Below are 25,751 nucleotides of genomic sequence, written 5' to 3'. Positions count from 1 at the left end.
GCCATTCTCAGGTCTTTCATTCTGCCACAATGAGAGAAGGCTAACGACTCTCTTTTGGCATACAAGATTGCTTATTTTTCAAAACATATAGCATTATATGCCAAATTATTACCATTGCGTGGATTTTGTTGATAACCATTGTTATCAACACCCGCCAATCGACACGCGGTGACCCGAAAGCAGTGCTTTATCATCAATGATGAAAACCACTGCCCTCTTCTTCGGAAAGCGGCACTGCCGCCGGGTGTTGTGCAAAGTAATCAAGGCAGCGCTGGATGTCATCGACCAGCAGCGAAGCCAGATCGCGGCTGACCCCATGGCGCACCAGAATGCGCTGAATAACCAAGTCGGTACGATCTGCTGGCATGGAGTAGGCCGGCACCTGCCAGCCACGCGTACGCAGACGATCCGCTAGGTCATACAGTGTAAAGGATACGTTAGCATCGTCCTTGAGCTTCCAACACAGTGCTGGCAACCCTTCGGTCATATCACCGCCGAAGATGATCTCGAACGGCCCCAACTTGCCGATAGCATCGGCCAGATACTGCGCTGTGTTATAGCAGGCCGTCTGAATGCGGCGATACCCTTCTACACCGAGGCGGATGAAGTTGTAGTACTGCGCAACGATCTGGCCCCCCGGGCGCGAGAAGTTAAGTGCAAAGGTGGGCATATCACCGCCCAGATAGTTAACGTTGAAAACCAAGTCTTCCGGCAATTCATCGGCATCGCGCCATACGACCCAGCCCACGCCCAGCGGTGACAGCCCGTATTTGTGACCAGAGGCATTGATGGATTTCACGCGCGGCAGGCGGAAATCCCACGGAATGTCAGGCGCACAGAACGGCGCCAGAAAACCACCGCTAGCAGCATCCACGTGAATCGGGATGTCCAGACCGGTTTCCTCTTCCAAGCGATCTAGTGCCTTTTGGATCTGCTGCACCGGCTCGTACTGGCAGGTGAAGGTCACCCCGAAGGTCACGACCACCCCAATAGTATTTTCATCGACGCGTTTCAGCACTTCTTCGGCGTTCATGATCAAGCGATCGCCGTCCATCGGAATTTCACGCAGTTCAACGTCGAAATAACGGGCAAACTTGTGCCAGCAGATCTGCACGGGGCCACAGATCAGGTTGGGACGATCCGTTGATTTACCTTCGGCTTCGCGGCGTTTGCGCCACTGCCATTTGAGTGCCAGCCCTCCCAGCATGGCGGCTTCCGACGACCCGGTCGTGGAACAACCCATCGTATTGTTGGCATCCGGCGAGTTCCACAGGTCAGCCAGCATGTGCACACAGCGCGCTTCCAATTCGGCTGTCTGCGGATATTCATCCTTGTCGATCATGTTCTTGTCGATACAGGCATCCATCAACTGATGGACTTCATCTTCAAGCCAAGTCGTACAGAAGGTCGCCAAATTCTGGCGAGAGTTACCATCGAGCATCAGTTCATCACGCACGACATTGAACGCATTGCGAGCGCCCAGTTCGCTGGCTGGGAAACGGTAGCGCGGAAGTGAAGCGGATAGGTCATCGGACGCATAGACGTCGTCCAGAAGTGCATCGCGGACATCCTGTCGGTAATGCAGCGGCATGGTAGTTCTCCTTGATCATCTATAAAAGTGGATACGGAGTCCCTGGCACTTAACATCAATGCACAAAAACAGTGCGTACGAAGGAGGGCTGGAGGTCATGCACGACAGAGTGTCATGGCGCGGCTCGCCTGGGTGCCACAGGTGCGATCGGTAAAGGCCCGGACCTCATGGCGTCTGGTATCCAGATGCGCCGCTCACTATAGGCCGCTCGTCGGCCCTTCGCTTCTGGCACGGGTTGGTATTCCGCGCACCACAACGGTGCAATATCGACGCTATTTCTGGCGATCTCTTACGTTCCGGCAGCTCATAACCTGCCATTTACTCAACGCAACGTCTTTCTTTGTCACTCCTGCGCCCAGTACGCCATCCACACGCCCGTCCATAGACGGTCCGTCATAATGCCCGCTTGTTTTCCACTGGATTGCAGAAGCCACATGACAATGACAACAACGAATGTAGCCTATCCATGGTGGCAAGAGGCCGTGATCTATCAGGTCTATCTTCCTTCCTTCGCTGACAGTAACGGTGACGGCATAGGCGACCTGCCCGGCGTAACCTCACGGCTTGCCTATCTGGCAGAATTGGGAGTCACCGCTCTCTGGGTGTCGCCATTCTTCACCTCGCCTCAGGCAGACAATGGCTATGACATCAGTGACTACTACGATGTCGATCCCCGCTATGGCACGCTCAATGACATCGACATGCTAGTGACGCAGGCCCATGCCCACGGCATGCGCCTCATCATCGACATGGTGGCCAACCATACCTCCACCGAACATCCGTGGTTCAAGGAAGCGCTGGCCTCGCCTGCTGGCAGCCCCGCCCGCGACCGCTACATCTTCCTCGACGGCAGAGGCGACGGTCACACAGAAGCACCCAACAACTGGACCAGTATGTTCAGTGAATCTGCATGGACACGCCCAGCGGGCGACACACAGTGGTATCTGCATTCCTTCTCAGACAAACAGGCCGACCTCAACTGGCATAACACCGAGGTAAAGGCCGAGTTCAGAAGGATCATGCAGTTCTGGATAGCGCGAGGGGTCGATGGCTTCCGCATGGACGCCGCCATGTGCATGATGAAGCGCGCTAACTTCACAGACACCGCGCCGACCGATACGGACGATCCGCTACTTCACCAGCCGGGCATACTGGGTCTGCACCGCGAATTCCGCAGCTTCATGAATGAATATCCCGAGCACTGCCTGATCGGTGAAGTGCTGGCAAACGACCAGCGGCAGGTACTCGACTATGTAGGCCCCGACAAACTGCATCAGGTATTCGCCTTCAACTATCAGTATGCTTATTGGAACCGCACCGCCCTGCAGAACACCATCACCCAGTCTCTGCAATCGACCAACGTAGGGTCGATGCCAATCTGGGTAACGTCCAGTCATGATCAGGTGCGCCATGTATCGCGTCTTGGCCTAACCGTACCGGGCTATTTACCGGGCGGCCTGGGGCCAATGAGCGAACAGCCAAGCTGGTCGCTGGGGCAAGCACGCGCGCGCGCGATGATCTGCATGACCGCATTTCTGCCCGGGGCCCTGTGCCTGTACTACGGTGAAGAACTGGGGCTGCCGGATCACACCCAACTGGAAGACCGCTACCGCAAAGACCCTCGCTTCCAGCCAAGCCAGTACAATGGCCGCGATGGCAGCCGTATTCCAATGCCGTGGGACAGCAATGCGCCAGCCTTCGGATTCAGCACACAGACCGATACCTGGCTGCCACAGCCGTCTTGCTACCACCACTATGCCGTTGATCGCCAACAGCATTGGGCAGGCAGCATGCTCACGCTCTACCGCCAGCTGCTGGCCCTCCGCAAGCAGTTCCAGCTAGCACGTCACCCGCTCCAGTGGCTGCCAACCCTGCGCAACGATGTCCTCATGGCCTGCTGTGGTGGACTGGTACTGGCGATTAATTTCGGCCACACCTCGGTAAGACTGCCGACCAAAGGAACGATAGTGGCACGCAGCCACCCGCATATCGCCTTGAGAAACGGTATGTTGCCCGGCAACGCCGCCATCTGGCTGCGTCTAGAGCAGCAGTAGCTGCCCCCAAAAATGACAATGCGGCACTCAGGAAAACCTGAGTGCCGCATTCATTAAGCACGCATGACGGCATTGCTTTGCCGCCACAACCGGCCTATTCGCTACGAGCGCTGCGCAGCAAACGGAATGCCGCGAGTACGACACCGACGCCGGTATAACCCCCGAAGATCAGCAGCAGTGTGACCGACGGTTTCGCCCAGATCAGCACGATCAGCACGACAATCGCCAGCAGTACCACAAAGGGCACAGGGTTGCGGATATCGATCTTCTTGAAACTGTAGAAGCCGATATTGCTGACCATCAGAATACCGGACACTGCCACCACCAGCGCCAGTACAACGCGCGCCGGGAACGATGCCATGTCAAAATCCGTCATGACCCATACACAGCCGGCTACCAGCGCCGCCGCAGTTGGGCTGGGCAGCCCAACGAACCACGCCTTGTCGACGACACTGAGCTGCACGTTGAATCGCGCCAAACGCAGCGCCGCCCCCGCCACGTAGATGAAGGCACAGATCCAGCCGAACTTGCCCAGCTCGTTGACGCCGCCCAACTGCATCCAGCTGAAGGCAACGACGGCAGGCGCCAGCCCGAATGACAGCATATCGGCCAGACTGTCGTACTCGGCACCGAAAGCGCTCTGAGTATTGGTCATACGGGCCACACGGCCGTCGAGACCGTCCAGCACCATTGACAGAAAGATCGCAATGGCCGCCGAGATGAAGTCATGGTTGAGCGCACTGATGACGGCAAAGAAGCCGCTGAACAGCGCCATGGTCGTAAACAGGTTTGGCAGCAGATAGATACCTCGTCGCCGGATGGGCTGCCCATCCTCGATGATTTCTTCTACAACCTCACTGTCGTCCCGAAACTCCTTGAACGGGTCACGGGAACGCCCGCATTTATGGGACTTATGACTCGAGTTAGCGTCGTCAGCTTCCTGTCGATCATCTGTCATGGTGTGTATTTCCTTTAACGATGAGCCTTCACGGCGAGCACGATAGCGGCCTGCATCAACGCCTTATGCAAACGGCGCGATACCCACAGCGCGACGCAGCTCGTCCATGAACGGAACCGCTTCGGCTCGGGCACGCTCGGCCCCTTTCTTCATGATGGACTCGATATGAGCCGGGTCTTCCAGCAGCTCATGGTAGCGCTGACGAGGTTCCTTCAAAGTCTCGTTAAGCAGCTCGAAGATGCGATTCTTCGCGTCGCCCCAACCGATGCCATCAGCATAGGCCTGCTGCATATCAGCAATCTGATCGTCCGTTGCGAACGCAGAATAGAGCTGGAACAGCGAACAACCTTCCGTTTCCTTCGGCTCGCCCGGCTCAAGAGAGTTGGTTTTGATCTTGCGAATCAGCTTGAGCAGCTGTTTTTCAGTGCAAAACAGCGGAATAGTGTTGTTGTAGCTTTTGGACATTTTGCGTCCATCCAGCCCGTTCAGCTGCTGCACGCGGGTATCCACTTCGGCTTCCGGCATGACGAAGTAGTCGCCCTTGTAGATATGGTTGAAACGCCCCGCTATATCGCGCGCCATTTCAAGGTGCTGAATCTGGTCACGGCCGACCGGCACACGATTAGCCTTGAACATCAAAATGTCGGCCGCCATCAGTGTGGGGTAGCTGAACAGCCCCATGGTGACGCCGCGATCGGGGTCAGGGCTGCCAGCAGCGTCGTTATCGGCCACAGCAGCCTTATAGGCATGCGCACGGTTCATCAACCCCTTGGCACAGACGCAGGACAGCAGCCACAGCAGTTCGGTGATCTCCGGCACGTCGGACTGACGGTAGAAGACCGCATTGTCGGTATCCAGCCCCAGCGCCAGCCACGTTGCCGCGATATCTAGGCGCGATTCAGCGACCCGTTTCGGATCCTGCGCTTTGATCAGGGCGTGCAGGTCAGCGAGAAAGAAGAACGGTTCAGTGTTCTCTTCCTTGCTGGCACGGATAGCGGGACGAATGGCACCAACATAGTTGCCGAGATGCGGGATCCCTGTAGTCGTGATCCCTGTGAGCACACGTGTCTTGGTCATGAGCACTTCTCTGGTTATCGAGGACAGCATCCAAGCGAATGCACCGCATGGGAAGCAAAGCCCTATGCGATGCGCAGCATTACCGGATGAGCGCAGCGCGGAAAAGCCCAGTGTACAACAATGGACCGGGCGGCTGAAAACGCCTCTCTGTCACGCCCATGCAGACATCGCCGCTATCGCCGCCTCGTTCAGGGCAACAACCCGCCGTCGCTATCGACAAGCGATCAGGGGGATACCGCAGGGTATGACGGCCTCTCTAGCGTATTGGACGCTGACAGAGGCCGTATCGTTCACCGCGCGACAGGCACTGCGTATCAATCGCGGTAGACGCGAACACCCAGTGCTTTCAGATAGGACGTTTCGGGAATGGCCGGATGAACCGGATGGTCACTGCCCTGATGGCCTTCGAAAATGATCTGCGCATGGCGATCCTGATGGCGAGCAGCACCGCGGACGATGTCCTTATGACGCTCAGGCAGCAGGTGCATAGAGCAGGAACCAGACACCAGCAGACCATCGCGTTTCAGCAGACGCATCGCTTCACGGTTCAGGCGACCATAGGCGCGCTCACCGACGTTGAGGTCCTTACGCTTACGAATGAATGCAGGCGGGTCAACGATCACGATATCAAACTGCTCGCCTTGCTCCTTGAGCGCAGCCAGCACCTCGAAAGCATCGCCTTCAATCGTCGCAACACGATCAGCAACACCGTTTAACTCAGCGTTGCGCTCGACGGCACTGAGCGCCTTGGCAGACGCATCGACACACGTCACCGACGCCGCACCGTTAACAGCTGCCTGCACGCCCCAGCCGCCAACGTAACTGAAGACATCCAGTACGCGCTTGCCTTCAACCCACTGGTTTAGCCACGCACGGTTGTCGCGGTGATCGTAGAACCAACCTGTTTTCTGGCCTTCCAGCGGAGAAACCTGAAACTTGACGCCGTTCTCGACCAACGAGACCAGACCATCTTCCGGCAGCTCGCCGCGAACGACAACCGACTCCAGCGGCAGACCTTCCATACGACGACCACTGGTGTCGTTGCTCATCACGATGACACGTGGACGAATGACTTTGTCGAGAGCGTCGATAATGTCCGCTTCCACTCGGGCCATCCCTTGGGTATTGATCTGAACGACCAGAATGTCATCGAAGCGGTCGATTACAAGCCCAGGCAGCAGGTCGCTTTCACCGTGAACCAGACGGTAGTACGGCTCTTTGAAGAACTGCTTGCGCAGCGACAACGCTTGATTGAAACGGTGCACCAGCAGCGAACGATCCAGCGCCACCTTAGGATCACGCGATACCACACGTGCGCAGATCAGCGAGTTGGGGTTGACGTAGGCAACGCCCATTTCACGACCGTTGTCGGCTTCGATAATGACCTGCTCGCCCGGCTCAATGCCTTTCAGCGGGGTGACCTTGATGTCGATCTCGTTAGAGTACAGCCACAGATGCCCGCCCTTGAGGCGACGATCAGCATTTTTGCGAAGACGAAGACGTTGCATGACAGGATAATCCTTTCAAATACAGAAAAATGACACCGACTGAACGCCATCATGCGCAGTGTGGCCGAAGAAAGCGTTCGAGACATGACAATAATGCGCACCGCTGCCAGACAGAACCCGGCATGGTACAGATGGAATGAAGGTCAGCGCTAGCGCTGACACTGGGGGCAGAATACCGTCGCACGCTGCCCGATCACGACCTGCTCGAGGCGACACTCACAGCGAATGCATGGCTCGCCGCCACGCCCATAGACGCGCAGCTGCTGGGCAAAATATCCAGGCGTGTTCTGACCGCTCACGAAATCGCGCAGTGTCGTACCACCCTGTGCAATGGCGGCTGTCAGCACATCCTTGATCGCCATCACCAGTAGCGTCAGCGACGCCTCACTGACCTGGCCTGCCGGCTTGCGTGGATCAATCCCCGCCATGAACAGCGCCTCGTTGGCGTAGATGTTGCCCACCCCCACCACTACGGCGTTATCCATGATGAAGCTTTTGATCGCAACCCGCTTGCCCTTGGCTTTAGCCGCCAGCAGTTCGGCCGTAAAGGCCGCTGACAGCGGTTCAGGCCCCAGCGAGGCCAGTCGTGTGTCCTCCAGCGGATTGCCTTCGATGAAATCGACAAAGCCAAAGCGCCGCGGATCGTGATAGCGCAGTTGCCACCCCGAGCTCAGATCAAGGTCGATATGATCGTGCTTACGCAACGGCTCATCCGCCTGCGTCAGTCGCAGACTGCCGGACATCCCCAGATGCCACAGCAGATGACCGCCCGCGATGGGCAGCAGCAGATATTTCGCTCGCCGCTGAAGGGTGCCGAAGCACTCTCCCTCGATACGCTGCTCAAGCCCATCAGGTACGGGGACACGAAAGCGCCGCTGACGCACGCGCATCGCATCGACACGGTGGCCTTCTACATATTCGGCGATACCACGTCGAGTCGTTTCGACTTCCGGCAATTCTGGCATGTCAGAACACCTCCTGAATCATGATGGACATTGCGCCATGGCCCTATGACAAGGGGACGTAGCGCAGGTTCAGCACGCAGCCTACCGACCGTACCTGAGACCTGAACGCAAGAAACCCGGCAGCGAGGCCGGGTTTCCATGCACTGCGAGACACCTTACTGACAAAATGCCGAAGTTGCCTCGAAGCGAAGTGACTTCGAGAAGAAGTTACTTGATTTTCGCTTCACGGTAGATCACGTGTTTGCGAACAACCGGGTCGTACTTCTTGAATTCCAACTTGTCAGGCGTATTACGCTTGTTCTTGTTGGTAGTGTAGAAGTGACCAGTACCCGCAGAAGAGACCAGTTTGATCTTGTCGCGCATGAGAATGCTCTCCAGCTTGAAAACGAAAGCGTTAAACGAGATTGCGTGTCTTAGACGCGCTCGCCACGGGCACGGAGTTCAGACAGAACCTGATCAATGCCTTTTTTGTCGATGATGCGCATGCCTTTAGAAGAAATGCGCAGTTTGACGAAACGCTTCTCGCTTTCCACCCAAAAACGATGAGTGTGCAGGTTCGGCACAAAACGACGACGAGTTCTGCGCAGAGAGTGTGAAACGTTATTACCCGTCACCGGACGCTTGCCGGTGACCTGACATACCTGGGACATGCGTGCCTCCAACCGTTAGCCTGGCCGATCGAACTCGTGTGGCGACGGGTCCAACCAGAAATTCATTCGCGCTGAGTGCCTTGGTCCCATGTGGGATATCGACAAGACAGACAACGCGTCAAGATTGCTCGAGTTGCGTCAATCATGCGCTGTCAGCCGTTCCCAAAATCATTGATCTGGGAAGGCGAAGCACCATCACGCAGGAGTACTCGAATCCAACTGACGTGAATTACAGGGGCCGGAAGGCGATGTTGCAAAGGTCACGCTGTTGCGACATCGGCACGAAACCCGGACATCCTGCTAGCAAAGGCCGCATTTTATACCAGAGTACACCGCTGTCGGCAAGCGCGACAAGTGAAGTGTCAACCCTGGTGCGGCACCTCAGGCGCACATTGTACACATGCTAGCGACGATATCCCATAGCTAAGGCAAGGATTGTCGACAAGTTCTGCATATTTTTAAGCCGCGCTGTGTCATCACGCCACATTAGCAAAGAACAGGCACGTCTTGAACCTTGGCCATGGACTGTCTGCGTTATGCCAAAACTCCATGCGAGGTAACAAGACACGACATATCCGCAAAGAAGAAAGATAGAAACCACCGACCTACAAAAACGCGCGGGGGCACGTAAGAACAGCACGCCACACGGCAGCTTCTATACATCACCCACAAAAGAAGACAGTGCCTCCGCAGGAGAGCCCCCCGCGCCGATACCCTCCATCGCCCCGTACCACCGCGTGCGCAAAACACATGCAGCGACAAGACGCAGGGTAGTGGGTAGTGGGTAGTGGGTAGTGGGTAGTGGGATAGCACGCCTCGCCACCGTCAATGCATACATACAGCACAACAGGCAGCTACTTTTTATGGCAACGTATCCTCTCCATACCCATGCTGGACATTCCGATGCGCTTTCGATAAGCAACAACATTGACTTTCTATTTCGGGATATACAGATCACATACGGCAACCCCTCGACAGGCCGAAACAAGCACCTACCGCCCTTTCCACATGTCCCTCATCGAACCGCTCACTTCCTGTGTCTACTATTCAGCATCACCAATAAACACAAGGCCCCGTTAATCGTCTTACACTGCCGACTCGCCCCCTCTTTCAAAGCCAATACCTCAACGCCAATACATGTGTAACACCCCAGTTATAGCGCCCACGGCAACCTATACCCGGTTTCAGGGCGATTGACGACAGAACAGGAGGTAACGTGCACTTAAAATCCAATCAGTGCTATCGGGCCAACAGGAAGAAGTGGAATGCGATAAGGACGCACGCGACGAGACCATGAGGTTCAATAGAAGGCTTCCCATTACGTTGGAGCAGTCTTTTCACGGGGCCATGAACGTTGACCTAACAAACGTTACTCACCTATACGAACACATACCATTACTTACAGCAGAAAGCAGCCGGCAACGACTACCTTACCAAGTAGGCTTGAGTGCTTTCTTGGAAGATGACTGAACGGTGGCGTTTCGTGCCATTGTTACAATAACCTTTTAGACGGGTTGACTATTTTTCGATAGGGCCTAGCCTTTTATTTATACACTCTTTTTTCGCTCTTACTTTAGCGGTTCATTATGCCTTTAAAGTGAGCTTAAAGTTGACACAATTATACCTGTTACTAAAAGATAAAAGCAAACTTTTCTCACAGTCCAGTCGCCCGGTGTATAATGAAATATATCAAGGAAGGCTATTCGCTTGGCATTTCAAAACAATGATGTTTTATAAAACACAGGAATATCATGGCGCGCACTTTCTCTATAGTAACATCCATTGCTACGGTGCTTTCGGCAACACTATTAAGCAGCTGCACTTATGTCAGACCGGCAGCGGATACAAGCGCCTCTATCTCTACCGAACGTATTGCGTTCATCCGACAAGCTCAGCGAAGCACTATTGCCCAGGCCAGCGAAATGGATACCATTCGACTGTGCTGGGAGAACCTATTGAAGGCTATCCATGCGGACACGCGCCTGCCCGAACACGATTACGACACGATATCGGCTTGGCAAGACCTGGCAGACCTGTATGCCTTGGAGGATGAAAGCGACCGTACGGTATTCGTGTTGCTGGGCGCACAGTTAGGCTGGCGCTACGACCAGACGCCACTTATCCGGCATATCCTTAGCGGTTACGCGCCCAAGACCGGTTCACTCCTCCCGCTTTTCAGAGGCATTTCTGAAGAAGACTGGTACCGTCGCGTTGAAGAATGGCCCCACAAGGACATATACCCGTTCGCGGGCAGTAAGCTGTCGCCGTCACTTGAACGTACGACTTGGGATATCTGTACCGACCGCTGCGATATCATCACCGCCATCACTCAACATATCGACAGCCGCGCCAACCTTCATATTAGCGTAGCCAACGTGGCTCATCATGCGTGGGTGACGCTGTTCGAAACCCAAACGCCGTGCAAGACGGAAGAAGATCGCCAGATCACGATCAATGACCATTCCGTGCGCGCCCATTTCTATTGCCCACAGCCTAATGTCGTGGCCGCGGACTTCCCCGATGATGCGGCTCGCCGCACAATGGTGGAAGCCATCAATAGCGGAAACCCCATCACACTTGGGCACGTTTCCGCATTTCCTCTTGTACATATCGCCAATCGAGGTGGAGCATTCGTTCTGTCCTCACTTGATATCAATACGACAGAATAGCCATTGACGGCTCAATGAAGCGCCAATTGCACAACACCCCACTGTGGGCAGCCAGTTGAACAACGACACGTATTGGCCAGCATGACACCATGCGTCAAGGAGTACTCTTCATCATATAGTGCCTTGAGTAACAGATACGTTATGGCCTTCTCTTACTGCACGTCACATCTTCGACCTAAAAGATAGGAATGCGCCTTCCATGGACATAGATAAGCCTTATATTTATAAAGATAAAAAACCTATCTAAATCAATATAGTTAAGCAATACCTCACTATTACCTACGCATTACATAGAGGATAGTGTCCTCACGAAACACGCCATACGGCTTTGCTGTAAAACAGTGCGGTCTGCCGATGAGCACCCGCCCCGTACCGTAGGAATAGGCGATGAGCACACGTCGTACACAACCACGCCTCACCTACGAAGGGATGCCACCTGTTCGCGCTCCAAATTTTTACATCGCCACTCAATTTTTCACCTCGCCGCCATGCGTTCACAACAAACCTTGCTCGGCAAATGACACAATGTGCTGATCAGCCACGATGAAGTGATCCAGCACACGAATGTCCAGCAAGGCCAGCGCATCCTTCAGCGTGTGTGTCAGGCGAATATCCGCATCGCTGGGCTCGGGGCGTCCTGTGGGGTGGTTATGTGCAAAGATAACGGCGGCGGCATGGCGCTCCAACATCAGTCGCGCCACTTCACGCGGATACACGGTCGCCTGATCGATAGTCCCAACCGAAAGCTGCTCGAATGACAAGATACGATGCTGGGTATCCAGCAATAGCGCCGCAAACACTTCGTGCTTCAAATCCCTCAAACGCGCCTTCAGGTACCCTTTCACCTTATGAGAGGCATTGAGCGCATCGGCCTTGTGCAGAGAAATAGCCAGATGACGTCGCGACAGTTCCAGCGCTGCTTGAAGCTGGGTATAGCGGACGACACCCAGCCCTTTCATCCTGCAGAAGTCCGCACAGTCGGCACACAACAGGTTGCGGATATTACCGAAATGATGGAGGGCTTGGCGCGCCAGCGATACTGCACTCTGCCCCGGCTGCCCGCTACGCAAGAAAAGCGCCAGCAGTTCCGCATCGCTTAGGTGCTCGCTGCCCTCGTTCAGCAGCCGTTCCTGTGGCCGCTCTTCTACGGGCCAATCTCGTATCGACATCTCCCCTCCATCCATGTCAAAGTCCTTAGGTCATCGGCTTGATCCTGCTCGATTTAAGGGCTTTCAATATCTCCCAGCACATGACATTTCCGATAAGAAACATGCCTTTTGACAAATAGTCGCAGCTGGGAATACAACATTCCGCACTTGACCGTTCAGGCTGGTATACTGTGCGCACATGGTGGCCTTGCTCTTCCTTCATGCCTTGCTGAAGGCAATTGCAGGTAAGCCGATAACGTCTTTCCTATCCACGAATCAAGGGATACTTCTAATGGCCAAGCTCGTACTGATTCGCCACGGCGAAAGCGAATGGAACCTTGCCAACAAGTTCACTGGCTGGGTTGATGTCAACCTGTCAGAAACTGGCGTCAAAGAAGCACAGCAAGCGGGTGCTCGTCTGAAAGAAGCGGGCCTGCAGTTCGACGTGGCTTACACGTCCGTACTGACTCGCGCTATCAAAACCCTGCACTTCGCTCTGGAAGGTCTGGGTCAGCTGTGGATTCCTGAATACAAATCCTGGCGCCTGAACGAACGTCACTACGGCGCGCTGTCCGGTCTGAACAAAAAAGAAACCGCTGAAAAATACGGTGACGAACAGGTTCACATCTGGCGCCGCAGCTACGACGAACTGCCGCCGCTCGTCGGCACTGACAGCCCGTTCCACCCGGTCAACGATCCGCGTTACGCCAACCTGGATCCGCGCACTCTGCCGGCTGGCGAAAACCTGAAAGTCACTCTGGAACGCGTTATTCCGTTCTGGCAGGACCAGATTGCTCCGCAGCTGCTCGATGGCAAAAACGTTCTGATCGCTGCACACGGCAACAGCCTGCGTGCGCTGGTCAAATACATCGAAGGCATCAGCGATGAAGACATCATGGGTGTCAACATCGATACAGGTACTCCGCTGGTCTATGAAATCAGCGACAAAGACCTGTCTGTCATCAGCAAAGACACGCTGACCAAAGCGTAAGTCTCTGCCGCTTCCTCTGGAAGCTGACAGCGAAACGCCTGCCATCACTGGCAGGCGTTTTCATTTATACCGTCCTTTTATTCTCATCCGTCCTACCTACCTCCGGTCGCTTTCTTCGACCTTGCTCATCGCCCTTACCTGCCCCAGCTACGCAAAAACACGCTCAGGTGATACAGTTCAGTGATCATGGCGCGCACGGGTTTTCACCATCATATCCAAGCGATAGCGCCATACCGCTATGTTTTTGATCCGCCATACAGGACAGGATGCCTACGCTCATGAGTTCAAACGACAGTCTTTCCCCTCTTCATGGTCGCCGCGTCCTGCTAGGCATCAGCGGGGGCATCGCCGCCTATAAAAGCGCCTATCTGGCTCGTTTGCTGAAAAAGGCCGGAGCAGATGTGCGCGTGGTCATGACACGGGGGGCGGAAGCCTTTATCGCGCCGCTCACCTTTCAGGCGCTGACCGGTCACGCGGTACGCGATTCCCTGCTTGATCCTTCTGCCGAAGCCGGCATGGGGCATATAGAGCTGGCACGTTGGGCAGATGTGATCGTCATCGCGCCAGCAACGGCCAACCTGATGGCATCGCTGGCGCACGGGCATGCCGATGACCTGCTGACCACGCTCTGCCTCGCCTCCCACGCGCGCCTGTTCATTGCCCCGGCAATGAATCAGGGCATGTGGAGTCACCCCGCCACTCAGGCCAATCTGGAACGTCTGCAACAGTACGGCTGGCACATCGTCGGCCCCGATGCAGGCGAACAGGCCTGCGGCGATGTTGGACAAGGCCGCATGCTGGAGCCGGAAGCAATTCTCGAAGCACTGCATCAGGCCTATCAGCGCGATACCACGCCAAAGCCTGCTGCAGGCCTCAGGATCACGGTCACGGCAGGCCCCACACGTGAGCCGCTGGACCCCGTGCGCTACCTGACGAACCGTAGCTCAGGCAAGATGGGCTTTGCCCTTGCGGAAGCCGCGCAGGCACTGGGGGCCTCCGTCACACTGATCAGTGGTCCCGTCACGCTGGAGACGCCACACGGTGTACGTCGCGTGGATGTCACGACAGCGGATGACATGCTGGCAGCCGCTCAGCAGAGCGTGCAGAAAGGATGTGATCTCTTCATCAGCAGTGCCGCCGTAGCGGACTACAAAGCCGCGTCCTATGCCGAGCACAAGCTCAAGAAACAGAATGGCGAAGAAACGCTAACCCTGACACTGGTGAAGAACCCCGATATTGTCGCCACGATCGCAGCGGGGGAACGTCGGCCTACCGTCGTCGGTTTTGCGGCTGAAACACAGGACGTAGAGCACTATGCGCTGGATAAGCTGACGCGCAAGAAGCTCGATATGATCGTGGCTAATCAAGTGGGTGCCAACGAAGGGTTCGACAGCGATGACAACGCCGTGACGCTTTACTGGCAGGCCGAAGGGGGCGTCAAAGCACACGAACTTCCTTTGCAATCAAAGGTCTCACTGGCACATGCCCTGCTGCACGAGATTCTTCGAGTCAACGCCGCGTCGCTCGCGCCTGCAGCGCAATAAACGCCCTGAATGGCCGTGTGTTCCTGCGCGCGCGCGCGCGGAGGATAGTTTTTAGTGGTGCTGTGTCCACAAGGGATAGACGATCGCGCCTCAAGGGGCGGTCGCTGGGTCACCGAAACGCAGCGTAAACCTGCAAGTCTACACTCAATTGATTCGGAAACAGTAATGCCACGTCTTGAAGTCAAGGTCCTCGACGAACGAGTTCACCAACACGGTTTGCCTGATTATGCCACGCCGGGAAGTGCAGGCATGGATCTGCGTGTGCTGCTCAATGAACCGCTCGTGCTACAGCCAGGCGAATCTACACTGGTACATACTGGATTGGCCATTCATATCGGCGATCCGGCGTTCGCTGGCATGATCCTGCCGCGTTCCGGTCTGGGCCACAAGAAAGGCATCGTGCTCGGTAATTTGGTCGGATTGATTGATTCCGATTACCAGGGAGAATTGATGATCTCGCTTTGGAACCGCAGTGCCGAAGCGGTGGAGATAGAACCGTTCGAACGCGTTGCGCAGTATGTTCTAGTCCCAGTGGCACAAGCACAGCTAGTCGTTGTCGACAGTTTCAATGCCAGCGAACGTGCAGAAGGTGGCTTCGGCCACTCCGGACGTCATTGAAGACAGCCGCATTTCTTTTCTGGCGGAACCCAACCCCTCCTACATGAGGGGCTCACTGTTGAGGCAATAACATCATGACGAACCAGACCGTTCTTCCTGCAACTATATTTCGTGCCTACGATATCCGAGGCATTGTTGATCGAGATCTGACGCCCGAAGGCGTTACTCTGCTGGGCCGCGCCATCGGCAGCGAAGCACGCGCCCGTGGCCAGTCCACCGTCATCGTCGGCCGCGATGGCCGTCTGTCCGGTCCCAAGCTGTCCAAAGCGCTGGCAGAAGGCCTGCAAGCGGCGGGCTGTGATGTCATCGACATCGGCATGGTGCCGACACCGGTACTTTACTTCGCCGCCAGTACGCTGAAAGAAAGCAGTTCCGGCGTTGCCGTCACCGGCAGCCACAACCCGCCGGACTACAACGGCTTCAAGATCATGATCGGCGGTGAAACACTGTCCGGTAACAGCATCAAGGCGCTGTACGACCGCATCGTGGCCCAGGACTTCACAGAAGGCCAAGGGCAATACAAAACCTACGATATTCGTGAAGACTACCTGAATCGCATCACCTCTGGCATCACCCTTCAGCGACCGCTGAAAGCCATCGTTGACTGCGGTAACGGAGTCACCGGTGAGTTGGGGCCGGAACTGGTGCGCCGTCTGGGCGTCGAGGTCATTCCGCTGTTCGACGATATCGACGGTCACTTCCCTAACCACCACCCGGATCCAGGCAAGGTCGAAAACCTGCAAGACCTGATCAAGGCCGTCAAAGAACACAACGCCGATATCGGTCTGGCCTTCGATGGCGACGGCGACCGTCTGGGCGTGGTCACACCACAGGGCAAAGTCATCTATCCTGACCACCTGATGATGGCCTTCTCGGAAGACCTACTGGAACGCTCACCCAAGGCGCGCATCATCTTCGACGTTAAATGCACCGGCAATCTGCCGCGCATCATCGAACAGGCCGGTGGCGTGCCGGAAATCTCCTGCACGGGCCACTCGCTGATCAAGGCGAAGATGAAGGAAACTCAGGCAGCACTGGCCGGAGAGATGAGCGGACACATCTTCTTTAAAGAACGCTGGTACGGTTTCGACGACGGCATCTACTCCGCCGCACGCCTGCTGGAAATCCTCTCCAAGCAGGACGTTGACGCTGACGTTTTCTTCAGTCGCTACCCGCAGGACATCGGTACAGCCGAGATCAACGTTACTGTCACCGATGAAGGCAAGTTTGACCTCGTCAAGCGCCTTGCGACTGAGACTGACTTCGGACCGGATGCCAAACGCACGACCATCGACGGTATCCGCGTCGATTATCCCGATTGCTGGGGCCTGTGCCGCGCCTCCAATACCACGCCGGTACTGGTCTTCCGTTTTGAAGGGAAAACAGAAGAAGCGCTGGAAGGCATTAAAGATCGCTTCAGAACAGCACTGAAACAGGTCGCACCTGACGTTAGTGCTCCATTCTAAGACGTTTAGGCGGCATAATAATTAAGGCAGGCTCATGAAGCCTGCCTTATTGTATCCGGCTATTATGTTAAGCTACATTGAGCAAGGGGTTACTTACCATGCAGACAACAATGCACGAGCCAGGACTCGTGGTCGAGATTCTTTCAGAAGCCCTGCCTTATATTCAGAAGTATGCTGGCAAGACCATAGTGGTCAAGTATGGCGGCAATGCCATGACAGACGAACGCCTTATCGATTCGTTCGCCCGCGACATGGTGCTGCTGAAAACGGTAGGTCTCAATCCTGTTGTTGTGCATGGCGGTGGCCCACAAATCGGCCAGATGCTTGAAAAGCTCCAGATCCGTTCCGAATTCATCAATGGCATGCGCGTCACGACCAAAGAAGCCATGGATGTCGTCGAAATGGTACTGGGCGGACAAATCAATAAAAGCATTGTCGACCGCATCAACAGAGCGGGTGGACAAGCCATTGGGATGACCGGCAAGGACAACGCACAGATCATTGCGCACAAGCTCGTGATTGAACGGCCGTCGGATACAGCGACCGGAGAAAGCGAGCAGGTGGATCTGGGGCACGTCGGCGAAATCGTCGATATTTCGACAGACCTCATCAACATGCTGTCGAAAGCCAATTTCATTCCCGTCATCGCTCCGATCGGCGTGGATGAAAAAGGCAACGCCTACAATATCAATGCCGATATCGTGGCTGGCCGTATTGCCAGCGCCTTAAAAGCGGAGCGCTTAATGCTGCTCACCAACATTGCCGGCCTGATGGATGCCGAAGGCAATGTGATGCGTGACGCCAGCACGGCCCAGATTCAGGCCTTGATTGCAGACGGTACGATTCATGGTGGCATGCTGCCGAAGACCAGCTGTGCACTGGAAGCAGTCAAGCAAGGGGTCACTAGTGCCGTTATTGTAGATGGGCGTGTGCCGCACGCTACCTTGCTGGAAATATTTACTGATGCGGGGGCGGGAACCATGATTGGTGCTGCCCAGCACTGATATCACCTTCTCTGCCCGGCAGGAAAGGGACGGTCCTCGCATCACCAACGAGAAGAATCGCAAAACGATGATGACGCAGGATAAGTCCAGACGTGACCAGATTCTCCAGGCGCTTGCCGCCATGTTGGAGGATCCCGGCACGCAGAAGATTACGACAGCGGCACTGGCGCGCCTGGTAGGCGTGTCCGAAGCCGCTCTCTATCGCCACTTCCCAAGTAAGGCCAAGATGTTCGAGGCCTTGATCATCTTTATTGAGACGACGATTTTCGAGCGCTTACAGGCGATTCTTTCTGCCACACAGGCAGAGGAAGAGCCTGTCGGTGAACGCATTCGTCTGGCACTGACATTGGTGCTGCGCTTTGCTGAGCGCAATCCGGGCATGTGCCGTCTGATGACGGGGGAACTGCTCTCGGGCGACCTGGCGCGCTTGCGTCCGCGCATGAACCAGTCCTTCACTCGCCTCGAAACCCAGCTGCGCCAGCTTCTGCGCCAAGCTGAAATCGAGCAGGGACTGCGACTGCCAATGACGGTCAATGCCTGCGTCAGCCTGCTGACCAGCCTGATCGAAGGACGTATCGTGCAGTACGCGCGTACGGGCTTCAAACAGTCGCCAATCGCGCATTGGGACGACCAGTGGCCAGTAATTGCCCATGGGCTATTCCCACACTGAGACGTTCCTGCCCTCAACTAATGGATGTCAGGCAACAGGAACGCCCCGCTACTCATCGACTGAGTCACGGGGCGCTGTTGCAAGGTAATCTACCACCACGACCCATCCCTTATTTTTTGCTACACGGTGTCCGTCTTGCACTTCTGACGCGCCACTTTTGCCAAACGATTCTTTCTCAGCTCGTCGTGCCATAAGCCCTGCCTAACTACCGTGACGTAGGGCTTATGGCATCACTCAAACCACCGTTCACTTCGCCTCCTGCCCGACGTCTCACTTACAGCTTAGCCAGCAAGCGCAGTATCTGCTGCCGTGCTTCCTCACCCGATACCGAGCGTGCGATCAGCTCGTTGGCCATGTGCTTGTGCATGTCGACCGCCTCGGTAGATGAGGTGACGCTGGCAATACCGCAGTGGATGTTCGGCAGCTCCCCGAGCCGGTAAGGGCTGACGGCAACGTAGCTGGCCGTAGGCTGATAAAATATCTGGAAGGTCAGATTGGGCAACAGCTCATCGACCAAATAGATATTGAAATGAGGGTTCTGCTCAATCTGGCAGATGAGGTGCTCCACTTCGCGGCGTGCCTGCAGCGCCCGTTCCATTCGCGTACTGGCGGGTAGGTCCAGTCGCCCTACCAGCCCAATATGCAGGAACCGTTCGATCTGGCGGATGCTGACGATGGAGTTGATCTCGAAGTTGATTTTGGTGAAGGTTTCCTTGCGGCGATACAGGATATCCAAGGTCTTCTTCTGAATCACCTGCGCTTCGGCAGGAAAATGCTGGGGACGCGCTTCTTCCAACATCTTCAGGAAGTAATCGAAGTACTGATCGGACGTCAGCAGGTAGGAAAATGGATCGAAGTAAGACACCACCTTGGTAGACTTCGCTTCTAACTGATGCATGCGCTCGAAGTAACCCAGAGCGTTATCGAAGTACTCCGTTTCAGACCCCAGCAAGCTGTTGATGGGCACCTTAAGCAGATGAGCCAGCCGATCCAAGGTGTCCAGCTTGACGACGATCCCGCGCTCAAGGCGATACACCGCGGCGCGTGAGATGCCCAGCTGCTTTGCGATTTGATTCGCACTGAGCTGCCGTCCGATTCTATAAGCTCTGAGTCGTTCCCCTATGGCGGAGTAATCAATCTGGCTCACAAGCGGGCCTCTTCAAATCTACAGGGGGTTATTGTTCTAGCGCTTCTTGCAAAGCTACCATGCTGGGCTGTTCAACTGCCTTCGAATGCATCAAGGCAACATCGGCACTCGAACAGCCTCACCATCACGCGTTCGGTCACATACGTGATCTCCTGAATGCAGAGAGAGAAAAGCGCTCCTCTCCATGACACTGGCGGCTACTGTACCACTCATTGAGCACGCGCTTATCCTGCGGGCCATATTGTCCGTCATTGCCTTAGCGATATGCGACAAAAGCATTCCTTAAGTATTGTTCCCGGGAACGTATCCCGCAAGAGCCGTGATCACGATCCTGTTTTATCTTTTGAGAAATGCTTTATAACATGCCTGTTCAACGACTAAATGACAATATTCGATGTTCATTCGTCAGGCACCAAAGTGGGTCAAAGCGGCCTCATTGATGAGCATCGACATCAAACAGAATGCTTGATCAGGTTTGCTAACATATGAACAAGTGCTGCTTTTGAAAGAAAGAATCTCCCTATTTCGAGCGCAGAATGGACATACATTATCGGGTTCATGGCCCTGCCTTCAGGCCGTCATCGCACGCCGGATATCGCCACTGTCCGCGCTTGTATTCATTGATATAGATATAGCGCATAAAACTGCACTTAAATACAGGAAAATAATAATAGTGCGCGTAATACTTTCACTTACTTTTGTGCTGAGTCGGAATATTATACGGCCGCCCTATTAGAGTGCAGTCCCCTGTGCAGTATTATTTCTGAGCGAAAGGGAACGATAAAAGGTCTTGACGGCAGAAAGGGCCTCGTCTAAAAAATTATATTTCCGAGTACGTCAATTCATATCACGGCCCTATCATCTCGCTATTCCCAGGTAGAATAGCCTACGTACGGCAGAAAACGTCTAAAAATTCAAACGGCACTGGCACTGCTCAGCAGAGGATTCCGAATGGCTAACGAACAGAACACAAAAGCGGCAAGCGGTACGATGACGCCTCGGAGGGCGCTGATTGCCAGTGTCACGGGCTACGCCATGGACGGCTTCGATCTGCTCATCCTTGGCTTTATTCTCACCGCCATCAAGCATGGGCTCGGGCTGAGCGATGCTCAGGCAGGTTCCATCGTCACATGGACACTGCTGGGTACCGTGGCCGGTGGCATCATTTTCGGACAGCTCAGCGACCGCTTTGGCCGCATTCGCATGCTGACAGCCAGCATATTGGTGTTCTCGGTCTTCACTGGCCTGTGCGCCCTGTCACAGGGCTACTGGGATCTGCTGGCCTACCGCACCTTGGCGGGCGTGGGTCTCGGCGGTGAGTTCGGGATCGGCATGGCACTGATCGCTGAAGTATGGCCGGCTCATCAGCGCACCCGTGCATCGTCCTATGTCGGCATGGGCTGGCAAGCTGGGGTACTGGCCGCCACGCTTCTGACGCCGGTACTGCTGCCGTATATCGGCTGGCGCGGCATGTTCTTGGTCGGACTGCTGCCCGCGCTGGCCTCGTTTGCCATTCGCCACTCCTCAAGCGAGCCGGAGAATTTCGTCAAGGCCAAACCGGAAACCGTTTCCTTCGGCAGCCGCTTCGCTGAATTGTTCAAGGACCGCCGTACCGCCTGCGCCAGTGTGGGGGTGCTCATCCTGACCTCGGTACAAAACTTTGGCTATTACGGACTGATGATGTGGATGCCAGACTATCTGTCTAAACAGTTCGGGCTATCGCTCAAACAATCCGGGGTATGGACAGCGGCAACGGTCATCGGCATGACGTTTGGGATCTGGCTGTTCGGCCAACTGTCAGACCGTTTCGGGCGCTGGAAGATCTTCCTGCTGTATCAGGTGGGTGCCGCGATCATGGTCGTAGTGTACGCCGCCCAGCAGAACATCGTGGCAGTACTGATCACCGGGGCCATCATGGGGATCTTTGTCAATGGCATGATCGGCGGCTACGGTGCGCTGATTTCGGACCTCTACCCGATACAGGCTCGCGCCACCGCACAGAACGTTCTGTTCAACATCGGCCGCGGTATTGGTGGCCTCGGGCCGCTAGTAGTCGGTGCCGTGGTATCCCAATACTCTTTCTCAATCGCGATCACCATGCTAATGGCCATCTATATACTGGATATTCTGGCGACCCTGTTCCTACTGCCCAAACTGAACGGCGGCGAAGAACTGCACACGCAGAAGTAGCGGGCAACGATACCGCCTTGACCCTGCCACGGCTTACGGGCCGTGGTTTTTAATCATGCCGGGGTCTAACTTATTAGACAAAGGTGACTTTCATGATGCATGAAGGCGTACCGACAGCTAACAAGGCTCTTATTCGCTGCCTGTATCACAGTGAATCGCCGTTAATGTCTAAATATTTAAACAACAGACAGCACGGATTTTGGGGAACACCCTTTAAAAGCGCTACCAACAGCAACCGAGGCCGAGAGATGCTCACACTACGATCCCCACGCGATGACGTGCGCATCGCGACTGCCACACCCGATGACGGCACGGCGCTCATTCTTCGCAATGAATGGGTGAACGGTGATTACAAGCACATGGTACTTAAGGCAAGCCGTGCCGCCTGTCAGGCCCAACCCGGCCAGTTCTTCAACCTGCTCTGCCCGGCCGAAGGCAGTATGGCGCCTTTCTTCCGCCGTCCGATGAGCACGTATGGTGCCGATCCACACAGGGGCGAGGTCGAGTTTCTGTACAAGGTAACGGGGAAAGGAACTCTAGCGCTGTCACAGCTACAGGCGGGCGATTCTCTCGACATTCTCGGTCCACTGGGCAAGGGCTTTCGACTTCAGCCCAACTGGCAACATATCGTCATCGTGGCGCGCGGTGTCGGTTTAGCCACACTGGCGCCCCTAGCAGAGGCGGCCCATGCGCATCATATTGCCATGACGGTTATCCTCAGCGCCCGCAGTAAGCACGCCTTACTGATACCGTCACAGCAGCGCTTCGAAAGACTAGGCGCTCGCGTACTTACAGCACGGGATGACGATGGTACCAGTCAGCTCGACGGTATCGAACGGATGCTGCGCGAAATCATTGTTCAGCACGCTCCCGATGCGCTGTTCACCTGCGGTTCGAAACGACTGACGGCACTGCTCAAGCGGCTGGCTGCCGAGCATGGCATCGCGGGTCAGGTCGCAATGGAAGAACAGATGGTGTGCGGCCTTGGGATGTGTCAGTGCTGCACCAAGGTGTTCGAGCAGGACGGTAAGCCCATCAGCCGCCGAGTCTGCGTAGAAGGCCCCGTATTTGACCTTTCGGAGGTAGTGGCATGATCGACCTCAGCGTTACGGTAGGAGGGCTGACGCTGAAGAACCCCGTCATGCCCGCCTCAGGTACGTTTGCCGAAGAACTGGCCTTGCTGCTCGACTTTGATCGACTGGGTGCGCTAGTGACCAAGACTATCACCGCCGACAAACGCTCTGGCAATCCCTTGCCACGCGTCTGCGAGTTGCCCGGCGGCATGATGAATGCCATCGGTATTCCTAGCAAAGGAGTGGATGATTTCATCGAGCACACGGTGCCGTTTTATCAGCGCTTTGATAGCCCGCTGATCGCCAGCATCTCGGCACCATCTGCCACACAGTTTGCAGCACTGGCCGCTCGACTGTCTGCCACGCCTGGAATTGCTGGCATCGAAGCCAACATTTCCTGCCCAAACATAGAAGCGCACGGTCAGTCCTTTGCCATGCATACCGCCAGCACGGCGCAGGTCGTCAGTGCCATGCGCGCAGCAACATCGCTGCCGCTCTGGGTCAAGTTGACACCTAACAGCGGTGAAGTGGTCAACGTCGCCAAGGCCGCAGAGTCAGCGGGCGCCGATGCCATTGTAATGGGCAACACACTGCTGGGCCTTTCCATCGACGTGCATGCCCGACGACCGCGGCTAGGCAACGTCATGGGCGGTATTTCAGGAGCGTCCATCAAACCGCTGATGGTGCGACTGACCTATCAGTGTGCACAGGCACTCGACATTCCCATCATCGGCTGCGGCGGCATTGCCACCGCCGAAGATGCCATCGAATACCTACTTGCCGGTGCCAGTGCCGTACAGGTGGGCACCGCCACATTCATTCATCCTCACGCCATGCAGCACGTCATTCAGGGGTTAGAAGCCTTCTGCGAACAGGAAGGCATTGCTGCCGTCCGCACACTGACGGGCGGTCTGAACGATGCGCCAGGCGCGCTATTTGGAGCGACACCATGAAAGCAGCTTGGACAGCGCTTGCCACGCGCCTTTTCGACGATATCGCTGCACTGACGCGCGATCCTGATGCGGGCATTACGCGCGAATGCTATGCCGACAGCGAAAACCGTGCCATCCATCATCTACGTCAGTTCGCTCATAATGCCGGATTGACGAGCTACACCGACCGCGCAGGTAATGTTGTGTTCCAGCGTCCAGACGATCAAGGTCGCCCAGCGCTATGGTGCGGCTCTCATTTCGATTCCGTCCCCCAAGGCGGCAATTACGATGGTCTGGCGGGCATCATTGCTGGACTACTGTGCCTGAAGCAGCTGCACGATGCTCATATCGAACTGCCGTATGACGTCCGGGTGATCGGGCTGCGCGGTGAAGAAAGTCCGTGGTTCGGCAAGGCCTACCTAGGTTCACGTGCGCTGAGCGGCGGCCTTACCGAACGCGACCTTGCGCTGACCAAACGCGGCAGCGACATCACGCTGGCCGACAGCCTGTCTGCAGTAGGCGCGGATATCGAAGCCATCCGCCGTCAGGAGTGGTTGATCGCCCCCCAGCAGTTCGCGGGCTATCTCGAAGTGCACATTGAGCAGGCAGATTCCCTTGAACACCACCATCAAGCGCTAGGAGTGGTTCCCGGCATCCGCGGCAACGTGCGTCACAACCTCGTGCACTGTATCGGTGAAGACGGTCACTCCGGCGCGGTGCCACGCGAGGAGCGCCACGATGCGGTATTCGCCGTCAGTGAACTGATCAGTGTCGTCGATCGACGTTGGCGTGAATGGGTGGCCACAGGCCATGATCTGGTCGTTACCGTCGGAATGCTGGGCACCGATGCAGCCCACCATTCGGTTTCACGTATTCCTGGGGACGTCAGCTTCAGCCTAGAAATGCGCAGCCTGCACAGCGCAACGCTTGAGGCTTTTTACGAGGTCGTTCAACAGGAACGCTATCGGATTGAAACCGAGCGGCAGGTACGCTTCGACTTTGACAAGCGCATTGATACGCCGCCAGCCGCCATGCATGCACCGTGGGTCGCTCAGGCACAGCACATTATGCAGCGCCACGGGCTAGAAGGCCTGCTGACGCCCAGCGGCGCCGGGCACGATGCCGCGGTGTTCGCCAATGCGGGCATTCCTAGCATCATGCTGTTCGTGCGCAATCAGCACGGTTCACACAACCCTCACGAAGCGATGCGAATGGACGATTTCATCGACGCCACGGCGGTGCTGTACGACATGTTGCAGACGCTGGTACAGGTATGACCTGCCCACACAAGAGCGAGCGGGGGTCGCCATGAGTGAACTACGCTGTGTTCACGCCGTTTGGCTTCATTATGGAACAGTGGCAAGATCATCAGAGGCGCTGCCAGCCGCTCAGGCACGCGGGCCATTGCCTGAAATCTTGCTCGAATGCAGCCGTGATCATACGACCGCTCGGCACATCGTGGCGTACGGTTAGGGCTGTCTATTGTTTGTGCCATT

The 25,751-nt window shown here is 55.8% G+C and carries 21 protein-coding genes; 12 read left to right on the top strand and 9 right to left on the bottom strand.

The window, feature by feature from the left end:
* Positions 1-193: 193 nt before the first annotated feature.
* A complete protein-coding gene (locus ZBT109_RS02410) occupies positions 194-1,591 on the bottom strand; it encodes a glutamate decarboxylase (RefSeq protein ID WP_038277940.1) in 1,398 nt (465 codons plus the stop codon).
* A 440-nt stretch (positions 1,592-2,031) separates the two neighbouring features.
* Here ZBT109_RS02410 and ZBT109_RS02405 point away from each other — a divergent pair, with 440 nt between their 5' ends.
* Complete coding sequence (locus ZBT109_RS02405) at positions 2,032-3,645, top strand: alpha-amylase family glycosyl hydrolase (protein WP_169733996.1); 1,614 nt, start codon at positions 2,032-2,034, stop codon at positions 3,643-3,645.
* A gap of 94 nt (positions 3,646-3,739) precedes the next feature.
* Here ZBT109_RS02405 and pssA read toward each other — a convergent pair whose 3' ends face one another.
* The 6 genes from pssA to rpmB form a co-directional block, all read right to left on the bottom strand.
* Complete coding sequence (pssA, locus tag ZBT109_RS02400) at positions 3,740-4,603, bottom strand: CDP-diacylglycerol--serine O-phosphatidyltransferase (protein WP_027704858.1); 864 nt, start codon at positions 4,601-4,603, stop codon at positions 3,740-3,742.
* 63 nt (positions 4,604-4,666) lie between these two features.
* Positions 4,667-5,680 (bottom strand): tryptophan--tRNA ligase, encoded by a 1,014-nt coding sequence (gene trpS, locus ZBT109_RS02395; protein WP_027704857.1) that lies wholly within the window; start codon positions 5,678-5,680, stop codon positions 4,667-4,669.
* A 314-nt stretch (positions 5,681-5,994) separates the two neighbouring features.
* Positions 5,995-7,188, bottom strand: coding sequence for a class I SAM-dependent rRNA methyltransferase (locus tag ZBT109_RS02390; protein ID WP_027704856.1), 1,194 nt, complete (start codon positions 7,186-7,188; stop codon positions 5,995-5,997).
* A gap of 149 nt (positions 7,189-7,337) precedes the next feature.
* Complete coding sequence (mutM, locus tag ZBT109_RS02385; RefSeq protein WP_027704855.1) at positions 7,338-8,153, bottom strand: bifunctional DNA-formamidopyrimidine glycosylase/DNA-(apurinic or apyrimidinic site) lyase; 816 nt, start codon at positions 8,151-8,153, stop codon at positions 7,338-7,340.
* A gap of 207 nt (positions 8,154-8,360) precedes the next feature.
* Positions 8,361-8,516 carry a 50S ribosomal protein L33 gene (rpmG, locus tag ZBT109_RS02380; RefSeq protein ID WP_027704854.1) on the bottom strand — a complete coding sequence of 52 codons (156 nt, stop codon included), beginning with the start codon at positions 8,514-8,516 and terminating at the stop codon, positions 8,361-8,363.
* A 50-nt stretch (positions 8,517-8,566) separates the two neighbouring features.
* Entirely contained in the window at positions 8,567-8,803 is a 237-nt protein-coding gene (gene rpmB, locus ZBT109_RS02375) for a 50S ribosomal protein L28 (RefSeq protein WP_027704853.1), read from the bottom strand.
* A 1,751-nt stretch (positions 8,804-10,554) separates the two neighbouring features.
* Here rpmB and ZBT109_RS02365 point away from each other — a divergent pair.
* Positions 10,555-11,472, top strand: a complete 918-nt coding sequence (locus ZBT109_RS02365; protein ID WP_027704851.1) for a hypothetical protein — start codon at positions 10,555-10,557, stop codon at positions 11,470-11,472.
* Positions 11,473-11,966: 494 nt separating this feature from the next.
* Here the strand turns inward: ZBT109_RS02365 and radC are convergent, their stop codons facing one another.
* Entirely contained in the window at positions 11,967-12,641 is a 675-nt protein-coding gene (gene radC / locus ZBT109_RS02360) for a RadC family protein (protein WP_027704850.1), read from the bottom strand.
* A 271-nt stretch (positions 12,642-12,912) separates the two neighbouring features.
* On the opposite strand from radC, the gene ZBT109_RS02355 reads away from it, so the two are divergent.
* The 6 genes from ZBT109_RS02355 to slmA all read left to right on the top strand — a co-directional run bounded on the left by ZBT109_RS02355 (position 12,913) and on the right by slmA (position 18,913).
* On the top strand, positions 12,913-13,611 hold the full coding sequence (locus tag ZBT109_RS02355; protein ID WP_027704849.1) for a 2,3-diphosphoglycerate-dependent phosphoglycerate mutase: 699 nt from the start codon (positions 12,913-12,915) through the stop codon (positions 13,609-13,611).
* 278 nt (positions 13,612-13,889) lie between these two features.
* Complete coding sequence (gene coaBC / locus ZBT109_RS02350) at positions 13,890-15,155, top strand: bifunctional phosphopantothenoylcysteine decarboxylase/phosphopantothenate--cysteine ligase CoaBC (RefSeq protein WP_038277938.1); 1,266 nt, start codon at positions 13,890-13,892, stop codon at positions 15,153-15,155.
* A gap of 165 nt (positions 15,156-15,320) precedes the next feature.
* Entirely contained in the window at positions 15,321-15,773 is a 453-nt protein-coding gene (dut, locus tag ZBT109_RS02345) for a dUTP diphosphatase (RefSeq protein WP_038277935.1), read from the top strand.
* A 74-nt stretch (positions 15,774-15,847) separates the two neighbouring features.
* The gene (locus ZBT109_RS02340; protein ID WP_027704847.1) at positions 15,848-17,239 is read left to right on the top strand and encodes a phosphomannomutase/phosphoglucomutase; all 1,392 of its coding nucleotides are present in this window, start codon (positions 15,848-15,850) and stop codon (positions 17,237-17,239) included.
* 98 nt (positions 17,240-17,337) lie between these two features.
* A complete protein-coding gene (gene argB / locus ZBT109_RS02335; RefSeq protein ID WP_027704846.1) occupies positions 17,338-18,243 on the top strand; it encodes an acetylglutamate kinase in 906 nt (301 codons plus the stop codon).
* A complete protein-coding gene (gene slmA, locus ZBT109_RS02330) occupies positions 18,227-18,913 on the top strand; it encodes a nucleoid occlusion factor SlmA (RefSeq protein ID WP_324603174.1) in 687 nt (228 codons plus the stop codon). The genes argB and slmA overlap by 17 nt, the downstream gene beginning before the upstream one ends.
* Positions 18,914-19,187: 274 nt before the next feature.
* Here the strand turns inward: slmA and ZBT109_RS02325 are convergent, their stop codons facing one another.
* On the bottom strand, positions 19,188-20,060 hold the full coding sequence (locus ZBT109_RS02325) for a helix-turn-helix domain-containing protein (RefSeq protein ID WP_027704844.1): 873 nt from the start codon (positions 20,058-20,060) through the stop codon (positions 19,188-19,190).
* 951 nt (positions 20,061-21,011) lie between these two features.
* On the opposite strand from ZBT109_RS02325, the gene ZBT109_RS02320 reads away from it, so the two are divergent.
* From ZBT109_RS02320 to ZBT109_RS02305, 4 genes are all read left to right on the top strand, one after another.
* Complete coding sequence (locus ZBT109_RS02320; protein WP_038277933.1) at positions 21,012-22,250, top strand: MFS transporter; 1,239 nt, start codon at positions 21,012-21,014, stop codon at positions 22,248-22,250.
* A gap of 248 nt (positions 22,251-22,498) precedes the next feature.
* The gene (locus tag ZBT109_RS02315; RefSeq protein WP_051523737.1) at positions 22,499-23,344 is read left to right on the top strand and encodes a dihydroorotate dehydrogenase electron transfer subunit; all 846 of its coding nucleotides are present in this window, start codon (positions 22,499-22,501) and stop codon (positions 23,342-23,344) included.
* Positions 23,341-24,276 carry a dihydroorotate dehydrogenase gene (locus tag ZBT109_RS02310; protein ID WP_027704841.1) on the top strand — a complete coding sequence of 312 codons (936 nt, stop codon included), beginning with the start codon at positions 23,341-23,343 and terminating at the stop codon, positions 24,274-24,276. Before ZBT109_RS02315 ends, ZBT109_RS02310 begins: the two co-directional genes overlap by 4 nt.
* Entirely contained in the window at positions 24,273-25,532 is a 1,260-nt protein-coding gene (locus tag ZBT109_RS02305) for a Zn-dependent hydrolase (RefSeq protein ID WP_027704840.1), read from the top strand. The genes ZBT109_RS02310 and ZBT109_RS02305 overlap by 4 nt, the downstream gene beginning before the upstream one ends.
* Positions 25,533-25,751: the final 219 nt, after the last annotated feature.

It is taken from the genome of Zymobacter palmae (genome assembly GCF_003610015.1).
Taxonomy (GTDB): Bacteria; Pseudomonadota; Gammaproteobacteria; order Pseudomonadales; family Halomonadaceae; genus Zymobacter; species Zymobacter palmae.
This window is presented reverse-complemented; position numbering and strand designations above follow the sequence as displayed.

Bases quoted from the DNA above. Each gene is read 5' to 3' on its own strand.
- ZBT109_RS02410 (WP_038277940.1), bottom strand. From the start codon at position 1,591: ATGCCGCTGCATTACCGACAGGATGTCCGCGATGCACTTCTGGACGAC.
- ZBT109_RS02405 (WP_169733996.1), top strand. From the start codon at position 2,032: ATGACAACAACGAATGTAGCCTATCCATGGTGGCAAGAGGCCGTGATC.
- pssA (WP_027704858.1), bottom strand. From the start codon at position 4,603: ATGACAGATGATCGACAGGAAGCTGACGACGCTAACTCGAGTCATAAG.
- trpS (WP_027704857.1), bottom strand. From the start codon at position 5,680: ATGACCAAGACACGTGTGCTCACAGGGATCACGACTACAGGGATCCCG.
- ZBT109_RS02390 (WP_027704856.1), bottom strand. From the start codon at position 7,188: ATGCAACGTCTTCGTCTTCGCAAAAATGCTGATCGTCGCCTCAAGGGC.
- mutM (WP_027704855.1), bottom strand. From the start codon at position 8,153: ATGCCAGAATTGCCGGAAGTCGAAACGACTCGACGTGGTATCGCCGAA.
- rpmG (WP_027704854.1), bottom strand. From the start codon at position 8,516: ATGCGCGACAAGATCAAACTGGTCTCTTCTGCGGGTACTGGTCACTTC.
- rpmB (WP_027704853.1), bottom strand. From the start codon at position 8,803: ATGTCCCAGGTATGTCAGGTCACCGGCAAGCGTCCGGTGACGGGTAAT.
- ZBT109_RS02365 (WP_027704851.1), top strand. From the start codon at position 10,555: ATGGCGCGCACTTTCTCTATAGTAACATCCATTGCTACGGTGCTTTCG.
- radC (WP_027704850.1), bottom strand. From the start codon at position 12,641: ATGTCGATACGAGATTGGCCCGTAGAAGAGCGGCCACAGGAACGGCTG.
- ZBT109_RS02355 (WP_027704849.1), top strand. From the start codon at position 12,913: ATGGCCAAGCTCGTACTGATTCGCCACGGCGAAAGCGAATGGAACCTT.
- coaBC (WP_038277938.1), top strand. From the start codon at position 13,890: ATGAGTTCAAACGACAGTCTTTCCCCTCTTCATGGTCGCCGCGTCCTG.
- dut (WP_038277935.1), top strand. From the start codon at position 15,321: ATGCCACGTCTTGAAGTCAAGGTCCTCGACGAACGAGTTCACCAACAC.
- ZBT109_RS02340 (WP_027704847.1), top strand. From the start codon at position 15,848: ATGACGAACCAGACCGTTCTTCCTGCAACTATATTTCGTGCCTACGAT.
- argB (WP_027704846.1), top strand. From the start codon at position 17,338: ATGCAGACAACAATGCACGAGCCAGGACTCGTGGTCGAGATTCTTTCA.
- ZBT109_RS02320 (WP_038277933.1), top strand. From the start codon at position 21,012: ATGGCTAACGAACAGAACACAAAAGCGGCAAGCGGTACGATGACGCCT.
- ZBT109_RS02315 (WP_051523737.1), top strand. From the start codon at position 22,499: ATGCTCACACTACGATCCCCACGCGATGACGTGCGCATCGCGACTGCC.
- ZBT109_RS02310 (WP_027704841.1), top strand. From the start codon at position 23,341: ATGATCGACCTCAGCGTTACGGTAGGAGGGCTGACGCTGAAGAACCCC.
- ZBT109_RS02305 (WP_027704840.1), top strand. From the start codon at position 24,273: ATGAAAGCAGCTTGGACAGCGCTTGCCACGCGCCTTTTCGACGATATC.